A 16,034-nucleotide genomic window follows, 5' to 3' on the forward strand; every position below is an offset into this window, starting at 1 on the left:
AACTATTATATAAAATACTTTTACTCTAAAAAATCCTTTTCACTCATAGGAGCATCAGCAAGTATAGAAGCTAAAAAAAAATTCTCTTTTTTAGAAAAAGTAGATACAATATTAGGCAAACCACCTATTACTTGAAGAAACCAAAGACAGCTCAGTATTGCAACAAAACCGTATGCAGGTAACTTCTTCTTATATTTATACAGATCAAAAATCAATACAAATACAAATAAAAATTTTAAAATAATTGCGTATCTAAAAAAAACAGTTGGTACTGAGTAAAATACATTAATAACGGTTGCTGTAAATAAAACCATCCTCCTTAAAACATCATTCCTGTTGTTTGTTAGGATTAGATAAAAATAATTTCCAAAAATCCAAAGTAAATTTAAAAAATTACCTATCCGTGAAAGATAAGATTCTTCTAAAGCTTTTTTTACAAAATCCTCCCCTTCCAGATATGCCTCTTTCTTTGCACCTAGCCCCCCTGAAAAACCAAAAGTGTTGAATATTGAGTTAATCACTTCTTGAGGAATCAGCATAAAAAGAAGTGAAATTAAAAACACGATTTTATAGAATTTATCATTATTTGGGAAAACAAATAAAACTATAAAAATAGGAATAAAAACTAGTGTACTAAAATGAATAAAAGCGGCAACAAGCAATAGAAGCAAAGAAAAAAACTTTCTTTCAACGAGACCCATATAAAATCCCATTAATACAAAAGATGCTGCAAACATAAAGCGGGTTCCTGATAGCAGGTCAATATACGGAATCGAACAACATAAAATTAAAAAAGAAAAGGATCTGAGTTCAACTGTAGTTACACCTTGATTTTTAGTAATTTTATAATACACTGAAAAAATCAAACTCATTGTTATAATTGTTGTGAACGCAAAAACATATTGAGCAGGTAAACTAATTTGTGAAGCAAAATAAAACATGCATTGCAAAATAAAATCCTGTCCTGTCAACATTAAATAACCAAACAATTCTAGAAATGAACTATCACTAAAATCCCTATAAAATTCAAAATATCTTGCTCTGTCGTCAGATAGATTAGGAATATAAATATAACTTACAACTCCAAACAATAATACCAATAACTGCAATGAAAACTTTGATTTATTTATAATCCCAAGTAAAATTGTTGGAATAGCCATAAATGGGGAGATTACAAATATGGTCATATTTAATAAATCAGATTTTTTCCACATCTTCTTTATTTCTTTAAAAACTTTTCTTCATCCATATCCGATAATATCCTTTTCTTTTCAATAGAATCGCGACCTTTAGTTTTTGTATTAAAAGGAATCATTTTTTTTTCAAAATCAGTGATATTACTGATTACTCTAGCTGGATTACCTCCCACAATCATTCCGTTAGCAATACTCTTAGTAACTACAGAACCTGCACCTATAATTACATTATCGCCAATGGTAACTCCTGGCATAATTAATGCACAATTACCAATGTAAACATTATCTCCAACTACTATTTTTCCAAAACAGTCAAAATCAGGATATTTCATCCTCAAAACCCATCCAGCACCATGTGTTGCAAACCGAACATCATTAGTTATTTGAACATGATTACCGATCGTAATTAAATAAGGCTCTGAACCAAAAAACCTTGTAGCAATAGAACAGCTATCCCCGATTTTAACTCCAACGTATCTCGCATACTTTTCATCCGACCAAAAAAACTTCCTATATAACCTCTTAATAAACAGAATCATAAAATTCCTATATTTTTATACCATTTTGCTAAAATAAATAACTTCCATATATTAAATGTATAATCCATTTTGTTCTCCAAATGAAGCCTTAGTTGTTTTTTGAATTTAAGAACATCCAAGTTTGGAACTTTGTGTAAAAAATCATCTGATAATTCTGAAATCACTTCCTGTTTCAAATCATTTCTAATCCACTCGTGCAAGGGTATTGCAAATCCTTTCTTGGGCTGATTAAAAACTTCTTCGGGTATGTATTCTGATAATATATCTCTTAAAATTTTCTTCTTTATCCCTTGGTCATACCTATAAGAAACAGGTAATGTTCTCGCGAATTCAATTATTCTGTAATCTAAAAAAGGGCTCCTCACCTCAACCGAATAAGCCATACTTGCCCTATCTACCTTCGTATTACTATCATTCTCTAGCCACAATTTAATGTTTAAATCAGCCATTTTTTGAATACAGTCTTTTGCCAAATATCTAAAACTACTATAATTATCAAACCACTTCGTATCTCGTTTTTTTTGAATACTATCAAAAGTTGTAAATATTCCCCAACTATAATCATCACTTGATTTCGTTCTCAGTAAAGAATTAATGGTCGCAGGTTGAAGTTTAATTATATCTTCATTATAAAACAATGCAAAAAAATTTCTAATAAAAAAAGGAACCTTTTTAACTTTGTTAAAACGATTCAGCATATCAAAATTTACATAGCCCAAAAAACTTTCATCTCCACCATCTCCTGACAAAGCAACTGTTACATGTTTTTTGGTTACCGAATTGAGAAGTAAAGAAGGTAAGGCTGAACTATCCGCAAAAGGTTCGTCATAAACTTCTATTAGTTTCTCTAACATCTTCAATCCGTCTTTTGGTCCACAAATTGTTTCTGTGTGATTCGTTCCAATAATTTCAGCAAACTGAGCGGCTACTTTACTTTCATCAAATTGAATATCCTCAAATCCAATAGTAAAAGTATTTATCGACTCTTTTGATAACTTTGCTGCAATACTAGACACTAAGGCAGAATCTATTCCTCCTGAAAGAAATGTCCCTATTGGAACATCGGATTGAAGTCTAATTTTAACTGCATCAATTAAAAGTTGATGCAATTGTTTTTTGGCCTCATCATAGGAAATCGTGCTTAAAACTACAGGCCTTAAATTCCAATATTCAGCAACTGTTTTTGTTTGATTCTTCAAATCAATTAACATTGTATTTCCTGGTGGCAATTTGTAGACATCTTCTAATATAGAAAAAGGACTAGGGACATAACCACAATCCAAATACATAGAAATTGCTTCTTCTGATATTTTACTTTCGGAATTAATTAATGGTCGTAATTGACTACATATTTCAAACTTACCATCTTTCCAAAAATAAAAAAAGGGTTTAACACCCGTTCTATCTCTAGCGCAAAAAATCTTATTTTGGACAACGTCATAAATAGAAAAAGCAAACATTCCGTTCAATTTTAAAACGATCTCTGCGCCCCACTCCTTATATCCACAAAGTAAAACTTCTGTATCACTTTTAGTATGGAACTGATACCCTAAAGCAGCTAATTCATCTTTAATATCGGGAAAATTATAAATCTCTCCATTAAAGACGATATGGAGATGTTCATAAGTCATGGGCTGGTTAGATCTACCATCCAGATCTAAAATAGATAATCTTAAGTGTCCGAGCGAAATATCTCCTACTCTCTCATAACCTAAATTATCAGGACCTCTAAATTCAATCGATTTTAATTTATTGACAACCTCCTCCTTTTCGAAAGGGATATTTGTTATATATATACCACACATAGTTAATTAGCTACTTATTTTAGTGAATAATCAAAAATCTTAGCTTAAATAAATTTTGAAAAAACATTAATTAATTCTATTTTATAGACTAAAAAACCTCGATAAATACGTGATTTACTTTTGCTAAACTTAATATATTGATTATTTTTAAATTCTAACACTTTTAAAACAAAACCGTAATCACTCCCAAGAAAAGACTGCCAATATCTTAAAGTTTCTTCAAATTTCTCATAAACATTGTACTTAGAAGTAAATGTAACACTAGTAGTATTCAACCGATAAATTGAAAACAAATCACTATGATATTTTATTCTACCATTTATCCCTGTCTTTAGGACAACTAATGATTGATCTCCTGCATGCACCCTACCAAACCAGTCCGGGAGGGGTTCATTGGAATTTCTAAACACAAAAGAAGATGTTTGTGAAAAGGGATTTTTAATGTAATCTTTTAGCCCGTAAACCGTTTTAATATTAGGGTTTACATACTCAATCTTTTTCTTTATCTCACCACTCTCCTGTATTAACACATCTACACGTCCCATCGAAAAATTAAACTCTGGATTAGCTTCCAAAAAATCAACTTGCTTTTGCAATTTTAAAGAATCTACCCAGTAGTCATCTCCTTCACAAATAGCAATATATTTCCCCTGACATTTCTCAAATCCAAAAATACTATTTGCCTGCATTCCAACATTTATATCATGTCTAAAATACTTAATTCTATAACCTCTCGGATGATTCTTAATTATTTTTTCTATAATTTCTCCGGTATTGTCAGGTGAGCAATCTTCGGCAATAATTAAATCAAACTCAAAATCAGTTTCCTGCATCAATACCCCTTCGATGGCTTCTTTTATATAATTTTCATGCCCATAAGTAATCATATTAACCGAAACCATAGGGCTTTCCAATTCTCTCATTTTAAATCTTTAATTTTATTGCAGGAACACCAAAAACTGTAGTATTTTCCTTTACATTTCTTACAACTAAACTACAAGCACCAACAGTCGCTCCTCTATTAACCATAATATTGGGTAATATTGTAGCTCGTGTGTTCAGACAAACTTCCTCTCCCAATGCGGCATATCCTCCCATAAAACTATAGGCGTTAATATGACACCACTTCCCGATTTTAGAATCATGACCTATTGTCACAAACCCTTGAATTGTTACAAAATCATCAATTTCACAATCATTACTAATATTCGAGTACATAAAAATGATTACTCCATTGCCTAGCTTTAAACCTGGATCGTAAATAACTGTTGGATGAATTAAATTGATAAACTTGCCTCCTTTTAACAAAATCATCTCTACGTACCATTTTTTCCATTGTACGCTACCCAAAGCACAAATAAATACATCCTCGTCCTGAATCACATAAGCCTCCACAGATGAAATAACCTCCGGATAATCATCAAACCCCATAAGTGCATCTGATTTATCATCTAAAAAACCTTTTATAACGTAATCAGTATTATATCCTGCACAATGTTTGGCGAGGCCATATACTTCGCGGCCATACCCCCTTGCTCCTATTATTATTAAATTTTTCATGATTTTATCCTTAGATTACAAGACATACAGGAATACTCAATACTAAAATCTAATAGTTACTATCTTTTAGATTATTCCCAATTTTCCCTATCTGCAACTTTATTCTATACAATTACAAATATTGAAGAAACTATATTAAAAAGAAAAAAATATTTGAAGAAAACTAATGATTAAATTATCATCAAATTTAGCGCTCTCAAAATGACTTCAACAAATTTTTAAACAAGCAATTTTCAAAGTAAAAATTACTCTCACACTGATTAGTAACTCTCTACAATTTTGGATTGTTAAAACAAACTGATACAATTATCATTAGAAAGTCTTTTACATATTCCGAAAAACTGAAACTCCCACATCTAATCTATTACTTTTGTCTTTTATTTTAGTTATTCTGAATTCTCAAGATTAATCTGCAAATCAAATCTACTTCTTCCAAAGTCAGATCATGATATAAAGGCAAACATAAAACACGTCTAGAAATTGCATCAGTAATTGCGAAATCTTCTGATTTCAAATAAGGCAATGAATTTGCTAACGAAGGATAAAAATAACGACGAGTAAAAATTTCATTACCATCTAAAACGGCTTTTATTTTTAACAACAACTCTTCATTATCAATTATCAAAGGATAGTATGAATAATTTTCGGTTGCTTCCTGATGCCAAATTGGACGACGTGCATTCAATGTTAGCAATTTATCATTATATCTATTAGTTATTTTTTTTCTTTGATTATGTATCTTATCTACATGATTCAAATTTACCAGGCCCATAGCTGCATGGAATTCAGAATTTTTACCATTAATTCCCAATTCAGCAAAACTATCAAATCCAGAGATTCCAAAATTTCTAATGTAGGCCATTTTTTTTAGCAAATCAGCCGATTTTGTAATAATCAACCCTCCTTCGATCGAATGATACAGTTTTGTTGCATGCAAAGAACAAGTAGAAATATCACCATATTCAAATATGGATTTTCCATTTACCTCCACTCCAAAAGCATGAGCTCCATCATAAATCACTTTTAAATTATGCTTTTTTGCAATTTTATCAATTGCTACCACATCACAGGGATTACCATATACGTGAGTTGCTAATATGGCTTGTGTTTTATCCGTAATTGCAGCCTCGATATCTGAAGGATTAATATTTAAACTTTTTTCATCTATATCTACAAAAACTGGTGTACAGCCTTCCCATACAATACATGAAGTTGTTGCCACAAATGAAAATGGTGTCGTAATTATCTCTCCTGTTATTTCCAACGCTTTAATTGCCATTTGCAAAGCTACTGTACCATTAGTAACAAATAACAGGTGATTTACTTTAAGATGCTCCTTAAGATTCATCTCTAATTCACTTGCCAATGGTCCCATATTGGTAAGCCACTGCCGCTTCCAAATTCCGTCAACCAATCCTTGATATTCTTCTTGCGGAGGTAAAAATGGTTTTGTAACTGGTATCATTGTTTTTTTATAATTTTAATCAACTCGTTTAATGAATCTATCTTGAATATGTAGGCCATTACCAAATACAATAATGTCCCCATAACACTTCCAATAATAAGCCTTAGTATATCATAGTTCAAATAATCTTTAAGAACAGAATCCAGACAGTAAACCAATACTCCATTTATTGTAGCCAAAAACACTATAGGTAATAGATCTAATAATTGATTTGTCGATGTATACTTAAGAAAAATACCCGTGTAGTAAGTATTTATAAAAAAAGCCAAGACTGATGTTACTATACTTCCATATAACAAGCCTTGCACTCCAAACTGAATCGTAGCTATAATTACTATTGTAATCATCAATTTCTTTATTACTTCCAGTTTCAAAAAAAGATCACTTCGGCCTTTTACCTTTAAAATGTTTAGATTATATGCATGAATAGGATAAAGTATCCCGTTCCAGCACAATATTTGAAAATAGGGAACAGCTGGTAGCCATTTGGCCGTAAAAAGCAAACGAAACAATGGTTCTCCCAAAGCAGACATAAACAACAAAGTCGGGGCTATTAAAAATAGTACCATTTGCATAATACGTTTATAGATATCTTTCAATCTTTCATCATCATTATACACCTGTGCAAATAATGGAAAAGTAACTTTATTTAACACCACCGAGATATTACTAACTGGTAGTTGTTTTAAAGTATCTGCCCTATTATAAAAACCAACCTGGGCTGGAGCAAAAAACCTCCCTATTATTATTGCATAAGCATTTACAAAAATAGCATCTAATACTCCTGATAAAGTCAATTTATAACCATAATGAAAATGGTAATTAAATTTTTCTTTATTAAAACTCCACGATGGTTTCCAATCTGATCGTATCCATAACTGAATTGATGCCAAAATAGATTGAACTAAAGCACTCACTATCAAACTCCATATTCCGTAACCCATATAGGCCATTGCGATTCCAACAATACTACTTAAAATAAGAGATGGAATAACAACTAAAAGTTCTTTCCTAAACTCCATCTGTTTGGATAGTTTAGTGTATTGCACACTCGAAAAAGCATTGATTATAAAAATCAGACCATACCAATTAATGACAGATTTCAATAAGGGTTGATTATAAAACTCGGCAATAGAACCTGATAATAAAAAAATTATTAGATAAATAACACAACTACCAATTAAATTAAAATAAAAAACTGTTGTGTAATCTTCCTTTGTCGGATTGTTAGTTCTTATCAGAGACTGACTTAATCCGCCTTCCATAAGTACAGTTCCAATACTCATTAAAACCGTAATCATACCTATTAATCCAAATTCAGACGGAGAAAGTAATCTGGCTAAAATGATTGATACAACAAAACTGATTCCCTGCGTACTAAACTGTTGTATTGCCGACCAAAACATTCCGTATAAAGCGGCTTTTTTTAAAGACATAAAGTAAAATTACAGGCGGCCATCGATTATACTACTTTCCAAACATCCTTTCACATCATACAGTACACTATTTGATTTTTGAACAGAGTTAAAATCAATTTTAAAAAATTCTCTATGTGCAACTCCTAAAATCACAGCATCAAATCTCGCATCCGGCAATTTTGAAGTCGTAAACAATCCATATTCCTCTTCAACCTCTTTTGGATTTGCCAAAGGATCAAAGGTAACTACTTTAATTCCATAATCGGATAATGCGTTAATTACATCCACTATTTTAGTGTTTCGTACGTCTGGACAATTCTCCTTAAATGTCATTCCAAGCATTAAAACACTTGCTCCATTAATTGCAATCCCTTTTTTTATCATCAACTTTACGACCTGAGAAGCAACATACTCTCCCATACTATCGTTTAGTCTTCTTCCTGCAAGAATTATTTCCGGATGATATCCAAATTCTTGAGCTCTTTGTGCTAAATAATATGGATCAACACCAATACAATGACCACCCACCAATCCAGGCTTAAACGGTAAAAAATTCCATTTAGTACCTGCTGCCTCTAAAACAGCATGAGTATCTATGTTCATTAAATTGAAAATCTTTGCTAATTCATTTACGAAAGCAATATTAATGTCACGCTGAGAATTTTCAATTACTTTAGCAGCTTCAGCTACCTTAATCGAAGGTGCTAAATGGGTCCCCGCAACAATAATACTTTTATATAAATCATCAATAACAATACCTACTTCTGGTGTAGATCCTGCAGTAACTTTTAAGATTTTCTCAACAGTATGTTCCTTATCTCCCGGGTTAATTCTCTCTGGGGAATACCCTGCAAAAAAGTCAATATTAAATTTTAGTCCTGATATTTTCTCTAACACAGGTACACATTCGTTCTCTGTAACACCTGGATATACAGTAGATTCATATATGACTATATCACCTTTTTTCAAAACCTTTCCTACAGTCTCACTCGCTTTATAAAGTGGAGTTAAATCTGGACGATTGTTCTTATCAACTGGTGTTGGAACTGTAATAATGAAAACATTAGATTCTTTTAAAAATTCTAAATCATTGGTACAAAACAATCCTTTTTTATTAGAAGATTCTTCAACTAAAACAGCTTTTAAAACATCGTCATCAACTTCAAAAGTTTTATCATGTCCTTCATTCAAAGAAGCTATTCTATCTATATTTATATCAAACCCAATAACAGGGTATTTTGTTGCAAATAATCTTGCTAATGGGAGTCCTACGTAACCTAAACCAATAATGGCAATTTTTTTCATTTCTAAATATTTTCTACGCGATTATAATTATACTACTCATTATAACTTTAAACTCTTATAATACCAATTAACAGCCTCTTTAATCCCTCTTTGAATTGAATACTCAGGCCTATATCCTAATAACCGTTCTGCCTTAGCAATACTAGCTAAAGAGTGAGGGATATCACCCGTCCTATTAGCCCCATATAGAACTTCTACATCCATTATTTTTGGATCTAACTTTACCAAGTTATCTTTCAGCATCCCTACTAATTCTGTTAATGTAGTTCTATCACCAAAAGCGGTATTATAAACTGTATTAATCGCTTCAGGATTCTTAGTTGTCATAGCCAGCTCATTCATCTGTATGACATTATCTATATATGTAAAATCTCTTGAATAATTTCCGTCTCCATTAATAACCGGACTTTCATAATTCATAAATTGCATAACAAACTTTGGAATAACAGCTGCATATGCCCCGTTTGGATCTTGCTTTCTACCAAATACATTAAAATATCTCAGACCAATTGTCTCTATTCCATATGTTTTACTAAAAATCTCCGCATATAATTCATTAACATATTTAGTTATAGCATAAGGTGAAAGTGGCTTACCTATTACCTCCTCAATTTTAGGCAATCCTATAGAATCACCATAAGTTGATGAACTTGCAGCATATACGAAACGCTTTACCTTAGCATCACGTGAAGCAGTAAGCATATTTAAAAAACCAGAAACATTAACATCATTTGTTGTGACAGGATCATTTATCGATCTTGGCACAGAGCCCAATGCAGCTTGATGCAAAACATAATCAACATTCTCAACTGCTCTTTTACAATCTGCTAAATTTCGAATATCACCTTCTATTAAAGTAAAATTAGGATTACTTAAACAATCTGATAAATTATATCTGTGTCCTGTAGAGAAGTTATCAAGACAGACAACTTTATATCCTTTATCTAAAAAATACTCACTTAAATTTGCCCCAATAAAACCAGCTCCTCCTGTAATTAAAATTTTCATTAAATAAATTTTACTATTCTCTTAAATATTAAATAAGCTATAATCAAAAAACCTCCCAAAAAACCTCCCAGTAAAATTCCTTTTGCCTTACCAAAGCGTTCTTTAGCCAATGGTAAAATTGGTCTATCTATAACCTGTATCAAGGGAGTTTCTTTACGTAAAGTTACTTTTGCTAATTCACTTTGTTTTACAAGTTCTGTCAATATAGCAGTGTTAGCTTGAACATCTATCTGTCGTCTTGCAGAAGGCGTTCTTTTTACATTAAGTGCTGGATTCAAATTAAAAGTAGCATCGTTTGCTGCTGCGACACTAGTAATTGCACCATTTAATTGCCCTCTGATAGAATCTACTTGCCGTTCTAAAATTGCCATATTAATTCTCGCTTTTTTACTTTTAGTCCCTACATAAAAATCTGAAACTTGTTTAGCAAGAGCCTCACAAAAATATTTTGCGAACAATTCATTAGTTGATTTAACATCAATATTGATAATTGACACTTTTTTATCCTTTTGCACAACAACCAATCCACCTACAGATAAATTCTTATAAATAATTCCTAAAATACTATCATGTACACGAGTAAAATATTTGCGGTTACTTTCTGGCAAAAACTGAATTTTTTTAAACTTAGGATCCTTATTCCAACCTGCTCTCCAATCATTAATCTGGATGTACATTTCAGCTAAAGATATCTCCTTTCCATTAACGCTTGCTGGAGTTAACAAAGTCTTTTCAACCATTGAGCGTGACTTAAATAATTCAGTTAAATTAGGACCAGTAAAAACCCCTCCTCCTGAGCCACCTAAATCCAAACCTAAAGAACTAGCTAAACCTAAAGCACTACCTAAACCGCCGCCGCCTTTTTCATCCTCGAGTGCAAAAGTTAGTGTAGCTGTATAAACAGGTTTTTTTATGAACGAATATGTCAATCCCAAAACAGCCCCTATTATTCCCGCTAACACAATTATTTTCCATTCAGAAAGTAAATAATACCTCCATACTTTCACTTTTTCTAACAGCTCCTTTAACGAAATTTCATCGTTTTCTATAGTTTTCTTTTCCATCAAAAAATAATTTACTTGAAAGCAGTAACAATCAATAACGCTAGACTAGAAATCACACTTCCGATACCAACCCACTCTCCTGCTGTCATTTTCTTGGTCTGAGGTTTTTCAGGGACTACAATTTGCGAATCAGGCTCAACTCTTGGATATGATCTGAAAAACAAAAATGATGTCGTCACGGATGCCTTACCGTTTGGATAAATGATATAAGCCTTTCTCTTCCATCCTTTACTATCGACACCTCCTACAGAATTTATATAATACTTAAATCCTTTTCCACTTCTATATGGAATTTCAGAAGTCAATAATACATTTCCGGTCACTTTAACACCTTCATTATAAACAGCAACTTCTATCTCATCTCCTGGAAACAATGTTACATTTGAATAATGATTTTTATCTTTTACAATCTTTTCCCAATTTACGGGAATAGTCGCGAATTTTAATTCGTCTCTAAGTTTTTTAGATAATTTAGAACTAAGTGTATCTTTTTCTTTTAAATTTAGGCCTTCCTGTTTTGATTTCATCGCTTCTTCTTCTGCGGTCAGTTTTTTATCCAAATTAAGATTTACAGTTTCTAATTGTTCAATTTGCTCTTGCTTTATTGGCCTTTTTATTTTCATACCATCGAGATTCGCAATAGATGTTAAGCCTCCTGCTCTCATTACAACGTTATAAACAGTTTCTTTTTTATTGGCTAGAACATATTTACCTGGATAGGTAACAGCTCCACTTACCTTAACCATTTCAGGCTTTTCGTAAACTGCCATTCTTCTTATATTGATCACATCAAAAGGCTTTAACACAAAGTTTTTAATCTGTTCGTTGTTATCAGCGGTAATTTCAAGCTCAACTAATTCAATTTTTTTTGGATCAGCATCATCGATTACATCAGATTTCACCATTCTGGCTATTTCCACTCTTTTTGATGCTGAACCTGTCAAACCACCAACCTGAACTACCAAATCGTTCAAGGTTAAATTTTCAAAATACTCATACTCACCCGGATTTTTAACTTCTCCGTCAATTGTTACTTTATACTCCTCTCTAAACTCTAAAATAGAATACACTGTTACAATATCTTCTCTTTTAAGTTCAAGATCAGCATTTAAATCTCCGGATAAAGCAGCACTTAAATCTACATTAACGATTTCAGTTGTTAAATCGGTCTTCAAACGGATAATTCGTGCTCTTTTGGTATAAGCATCTTCCTTAAGTCCTTCAGCTCTGGTAATAAGATCTGAGACTCTCATTCCTTCACTGTAAGAGTAATAATCTGGTCTAAAAACAGCTCCTTCAATTTTAATACGATTTTCGAATCGGTTCAAAATCTTTGTCACCTTGAACACATCTCCTGATTGCGGAACATAGGAACCATATTCACTTTCGTTGATATCATGAACTTTAAATTCCTTTCCTGTTTTCTGAAGTACATTTACTGAAGCTGTATAAGCAAACTCATTGAATCCTGAGGCAAAATTTAAAAGATCAGAAAACTTTTCTCCTTTTTTCATCTCAAAAATCCCTGGTCGTTTCACCTCTCCCTCAACTGTCACTCTTTGAGTATAAGCAGGAATTCTAATAACATCATTATCCTTTAAACTAACGTTATCTGACTGATCACCTTTTACCAGAAACTTGTAAATATCAACATTCTTGTAAACTCTGTTATTTCGAATCAATTCTATATTTCTATAACTGCCATTCTTACCTGGACCTCCTGCTAAATGAAGTGCATTATAAACAGAGGCAAGAGAAGAAATAGAATAATTACCCGGTTGCTTCCCTCCAACAATTGTTACTTTAATTGTTCTAATATCACCCAAACTAACACTAACCTGAGATTGTCCGGATCTAACCGTACTATAAACTCTTGCGATCGCAGCTTTTATTCTTTGTGAAGCAGCTTCGATTGACATTCCTGATACTGCTATTTGTCCAACATTTTGAATTGAAATTTTACCTTCAAAATTAACCGGTACCGTATCGTCAAACTGTTGAATACCATATATACTAATTTCTAACTTATCACCTGGCCCTAAGATATAGTTTACCGGTGTCGCCATTTTCAAATCCGGCTCAAAATTTAAAGTAGGGTTATCAAACAATTCGGATCCAAAAATCAAAGCGTTTAATGAATCTTTAATTTTTTCATTTTTAATCTTCTCCTGTTTTCTTCCAAACTCAGAATCTTTATCAAATTCTTTTGACTTATCATCTTTCTTTTTATCCTTATCTTTTGAGTTCTTATCTTTATCTTTGCCGTTTTTTTTCTCGTACTCTGTTACTCGTGTTCTTAATTTATCGAACTCACTTTGGGTCATTCCTTTTGACAAAGCCATAGACTGAACATCGTTAATATTAGCATTATTGCTTTTTAACTGAGCAACAATCTTACCGATTTCGTCATCCGATAAATAATCGACTTTTACAGTGCTTAAATCCTTCGACTTTATTATATCCTGAGCATTTACGTTAAAAGATGCTAGCAAAATAAAAAACAAAGCAAGAACGTATAGTATCTTTTTCATATTTGAGTTAAAATTTAACCTTAAGTTTGGTTGAAACGAAATGTTTATTTTATGAGTATTGTTTGTGATAATAATCTTTATAAGAACCAGAAGTCACATTCTGTAACCACTCTTCATTATTCAGATACCAATTAATCGTTTTTTCTAAACCTTCTTCAAAAGTAACTGAAGGTTTCCATCCCAACTCTTTATTAATTTTTGAAGCATCAATGGCATAACGCAAATCATGTCCCGGTCTGTCTTTCACATAAGTAATTAATCCTTGTGAAGTTCCTTCTGGTCTATTTAGTTTCTGATCCATAATCTGGCATAATAGTTTAACCAAATCTATATTCTTCCATTCATTAAAGCCTCCAATATTATACGTTTCATGATTTTTACCTTCGTGAAAAACCAAGTCTATCGCAATAGCATGATCTTCAACAAATAACCAATCACGTGTATAGTTACCATCACCATATACTGGTAAAGCTCTATTATTGATAATATTATTTATAAAAAGAGGAATTAATTTTTCAGGAAAATGATAAGATCCATAATTATTAGAACAATTTGTCAACACATAAGGCAAACCATAAGTCTCACCATAAGCTCTTACAAAGTGATCTGAACTTGCCTTAGAAGCTGAATAAGGAGAATTAGGATCGTAAGAAGTGGTTTCTGTAAAAAGTCCCTCAGCTCCAAGTGAGCCGTACACCTCGTCAGTGCTGATGTGATAAAAACGTTTCCCATCGAAATTCCCTTTCCATTGATTCTTCGCCGCATTTAATAAATTCATTGTTCCAATCACATTCGTTTTAACGAAAGCTAAGGGATCCTCAATAGAACGATCGACATGAGATTCTGCAGCTAAATGTAAAACACCGTCAAAATTATGTTCTGAAAAAAGTTCATTTATAAAAGTTTCATCCACAATATCTCCTTTTACAAAAGTATAATTAGACTTATCCTCAATATCTTTAATGTTTTCAAGATTTCCAGCATAAGTCAATGCATCAAGGTTAAAGATTTGATACTCCGGATATTTATTTACAAAACGTCTTACTACGTGTGAACCAATAAAACCGGCACCGCCAGTTACAAGAATCTTTTTCATTTTAGTTTCTGATTAATTTAATAATTCTGAATTTTGCCTTTCCAGCTCACCATATAAATCTTTTACGTCTTGCGAATTCTCTTTTTGCAGAATTAAATTTGCAGTATCTGTATAGACAAAAATGGTATTTTTTAATCCTAAAAATGCGGTATATTTTTCGGTACCAATAATCATGTTCCCATTATCATCGATAGAATGTCCTCTTGACACTAAATAGTCATAAACGGATTCAAACGAACCTAAGTCCGACCATGAAAATGCTGCAGGAACTACTTTTATTTTCTTACTGCGTTCCATAACAGCATAATCGATACTTATGGATGGGATTTCTAAAGACAAATCTAAATCTAAAAAACCCTCTTTATTAGCTTCCCAAACGGCTTTAGATTTCTCAAAAACGTCCGGTTGAAATTGTTTCAATTCCTCTAAAAGAACTCCAGCTTTAAAACAAAACATACCACTATTCCACAGAAAATTACCTCTTGCGATGAAATTTTTAGCGGTTGTTTCGTTTGGTTTTTCACGAAATGAAACTACTTTATCACCTTTTGATTCAATGTAACCGTATCCCGTTTCCGGTTTAGTTGGAATAATCCCAAAAGTTACGATACACCCTTCTTTAGCCTTTACAATAGCTTCATCTATAGCCTTATTGTAATCTTCCATCTTTTCAATAATATGATCAGATGGGGTAACAATTAAAATATCATCAGGATCACAAGCAAATGCAGCAAATGCAATTGCCGCAGCAGTATTTCGAGGAGTCGCTTCAACAATATTTACATACTCTCTTTTTGACTTATCCATTACTTTGGCACTAAGAGAATGATTGTCTACATTGCCAACAACCATTACTTTATCAGCTAAATGATTATTGCGATCAACTGTCAATTCAAATAAAGACTTTCCTTCAAACATCTCCAAATATTGCTTTGGTTGACTTTTTCTGGATAATGGCCAAAGTCTGCTGCCAATTCCTCCGGTCAAAATAACATGTATGATTGAATTGTTTACTTCCATTTTCTTTAAAATAAAAAAAGCCTTTTT

At 32.3% G+C, this 16,034-nt stretch carries 13 protein-coding genes; all 13 read right to left on the reverse strand.

Translation table 11 applies throughout. From position 1 onward, the window contains the following. Positions 1-20: 20 nt before the first annotated feature. Positions 21-1,214: an EpsG family protein gene (locus C245_RS0102330; protein WP_017494980.1), complete on the reverse strand. Its 1,194-nt coding sequence runs from the start codon at positions 1,212-1,214 to the stop codon at positions 21-23. 5 nt (positions 1,215-1,219) lie between these two features. Next, a complete protein-coding gene (locus tag C245_RS0102335; RefSeq protein ID WP_017494981.1) occupies positions 1,220-1,735 on the reverse strand; it encodes a DapH/DapD/GlmU-related protein in 516 nt (171 codons plus the stop codon). After that, positions 1,732-3,540, reverse strand: coding sequence for an asparagine synthase (glutamine-hydrolyzing) (asnB, locus tag C245_RS0102340; RefSeq protein ID WP_017494982.1), 1,809 nt, complete (start codon positions 3,538-3,540; stop codon positions 1,732-1,734). The genes C245_RS0102335 and asnB overlap by 4 nt, the downstream gene beginning before the upstream one ends. 44 nt (positions 3,541-3,584) lie before the next feature. After that, entirely contained in the window at positions 3,585-4,463 is an 879-nt protein-coding gene (locus C245_RS22615; RefSeq protein WP_017494983.1) for a glycosyltransferase family 2 protein, read from the reverse strand. A gap of 1 nt (position 4,464) precedes the next feature. Then, entirely contained in the window at positions 4,465-5,100 is a 636-nt protein-coding gene (locus C245_RS0102350; protein WP_017494984.1) for an acetyltransferase, read from the reverse strand. Positions 5,101-5,482: 382 nt separating this feature from the next. Beyond that, entirely contained in the window at positions 5,483-6,565 is a 1,083-nt protein-coding gene (locus C245_RS0102355) for a DegT/DnrJ/EryC1/StrS aminotransferase family protein (RefSeq protein WP_017494985.1), read from the reverse strand. Further along, positions 6,562-8,001, reverse strand: a complete 1,440-nt coding sequence (locus tag C245_RS0102360; protein ID WP_017494986.1) for a lipopolysaccharide biosynthesis protein — start codon at positions 7,999-8,001, stop codon at positions 6,562-6,564. The genes C245_RS0102355 and C245_RS0102360 overlap by 4 nt, the downstream gene beginning before the upstream one ends. 9 nt (positions 8,002-8,010) lie before the next feature. Next, positions 8,011-9,288, reverse strand: a complete 1,278-nt coding sequence (locus C245_RS0102365) for a nucleotide sugar dehydrogenase (protein ID WP_017494987.1) — start codon at positions 9,286-9,288, stop codon at positions 8,011-8,013. A gap of 39 nt (positions 9,289-9,327) precedes the next feature. After that, entirely contained in the window at positions 9,328-10,296 is a 969-nt protein-coding gene (locus C245_RS0102370) for an SDR family oxidoreductase (RefSeq protein ID WP_017494988.1), read from the reverse strand. Beyond that, positions 10,296-11,360: a Wzz/FepE/Etk N-terminal domain-containing protein gene (locus C245_RS0102375; RefSeq protein ID WP_017494989.1), complete on the reverse strand. Its 1,065-nt coding sequence runs from the start codon at positions 11,358-11,360 to the stop codon at positions 10,296-10,298. Before C245_RS0102375 ends, C245_RS0102370 begins: the two co-directional genes overlap by 1 nt. A gap of 11 nt (positions 11,361-11,371) precedes the next feature. After that, entirely contained in the window at positions 11,372-13,891 is a 2,520-nt protein-coding gene (locus tag C245_RS0102380; protein ID WP_017494990.1) for an SLBB domain-containing protein, read from the reverse strand. Between the two features lie 49 nt (positions 13,892-13,940). Next, on the reverse strand, positions 13,941-14,987 hold the full coding sequence (rfbB, locus tag C245_RS0102385; protein WP_017494991.1) for a dTDP-glucose 4,6-dehydratase: 1,047 nt from the start codon (positions 14,985-14,987) through the stop codon (positions 13,941-13,943). A gap of 12 nt (positions 14,988-14,999) precedes the next feature. Next, positions 15,000-16,007, reverse strand: coding sequence for a mannose-1-phosphate guanylyltransferase (locus C245_RS0102390; RefSeq protein WP_017494992.1), 1,008 nt, complete (start codon positions 16,005-16,007; stop codon positions 15,000-15,002). Positions 16,008-16,034 lie beyond the last annotated feature (27 nt).

Source organism: Flavobacterium sp. WG21 (assembly GCF_000335775.1).
GTDB lineage: Bacteria > Bacteroidota > Bacteroidia > Flavobacteriales > Flavobacteriaceae > Flavobacterium > Flavobacterium tructae.

Excerpts from the sequence above, each read along its gene's own strand:
- C245_RS0102330 (WP_017494980.1), bottom strand. The coding sequence starts at position 1,214 with ATGTGGAAAAAATCTGATTTATTAAATATGACCATATTTGTAATCTCC.
- C245_RS0102335 (WP_017494981.1), bottom strand. The coding sequence starts at position 1,735 with ATGATTCTGTTTATTAAGAGGTTATATAGGAAGTTTTTTTGGTCGGAT.
- asnB (WP_017494982.1), bottom strand. The coding sequence starts at position 3,540 with ATGTGTGGTATATATATAACAAATATCCCTTTCGAAAAGGAGGAGGTT.
- C245_RS22615 (WP_017494983.1), bottom strand. The coding sequence starts at position 4,463 with ATGAGAGAATTGGAAAGCCCTATGGTTTCGGTTAATATGATTACTTAT.
- C245_RS0102350 (WP_017494984.1), bottom strand. The coding sequence starts at position 5,100 with ATGAAAAATTTAATAATAATAGGAGCAAGGGGGTATGGCCGCGAAGTA.
- C245_RS0102355 (WP_017494985.1), bottom strand. The coding sequence starts at position 6,565 with ATGATACCAGTTACAAAACCATTTTTACCTCCGCAAGAAGAATATCAA.
- C245_RS0102360 (WP_017494986.1), bottom strand. The coding sequence starts at position 8,001 with ATGTCTTTAAAAAAAGCCGCTTTATACGGAATGTTTTGGTCGGCAATA.
- C245_RS0102365 (WP_017494987.1), bottom strand. The coding sequence starts at position 9,288 with ATGAAAAAAATTGCCATTATTGGTTTAGGTTACGTAGGACTCCCATTA.
- C245_RS0102370 (WP_017494988.1), bottom strand. The coding sequence starts at position 10,296 with ATGAAAATTTTAATTACAGGAGGAGCTGGTTTTATTGGGGCAAATTTA.
- C245_RS0102375 (WP_017494989.1), bottom strand. The coding sequence starts at position 11,360 with ATGGAAAAGAAAACTATAGAAAACGATGAAATTTCGTTAAAGGAGCTG.
- C245_RS0102380 (WP_017494990.1), bottom strand. The coding sequence starts at position 13,891 with ATGAAAAAGATACTATACGTTCTTGCTTTGTTTTTTATTTTGCTAGCA.
- rfbB (WP_017494991.1), bottom strand. The coding sequence starts at position 14,987 with ATGAAAAAGATTCTTGTAACTGGCGGTGCCGGTTTTATTGGTTCACAC.
- C245_RS0102390 (WP_017494992.1), bottom strand. The coding sequence starts at position 16,007 with ATGGAAGTAAACAATTCAATCATACATGTTATTTTGACCGGAGGAATT.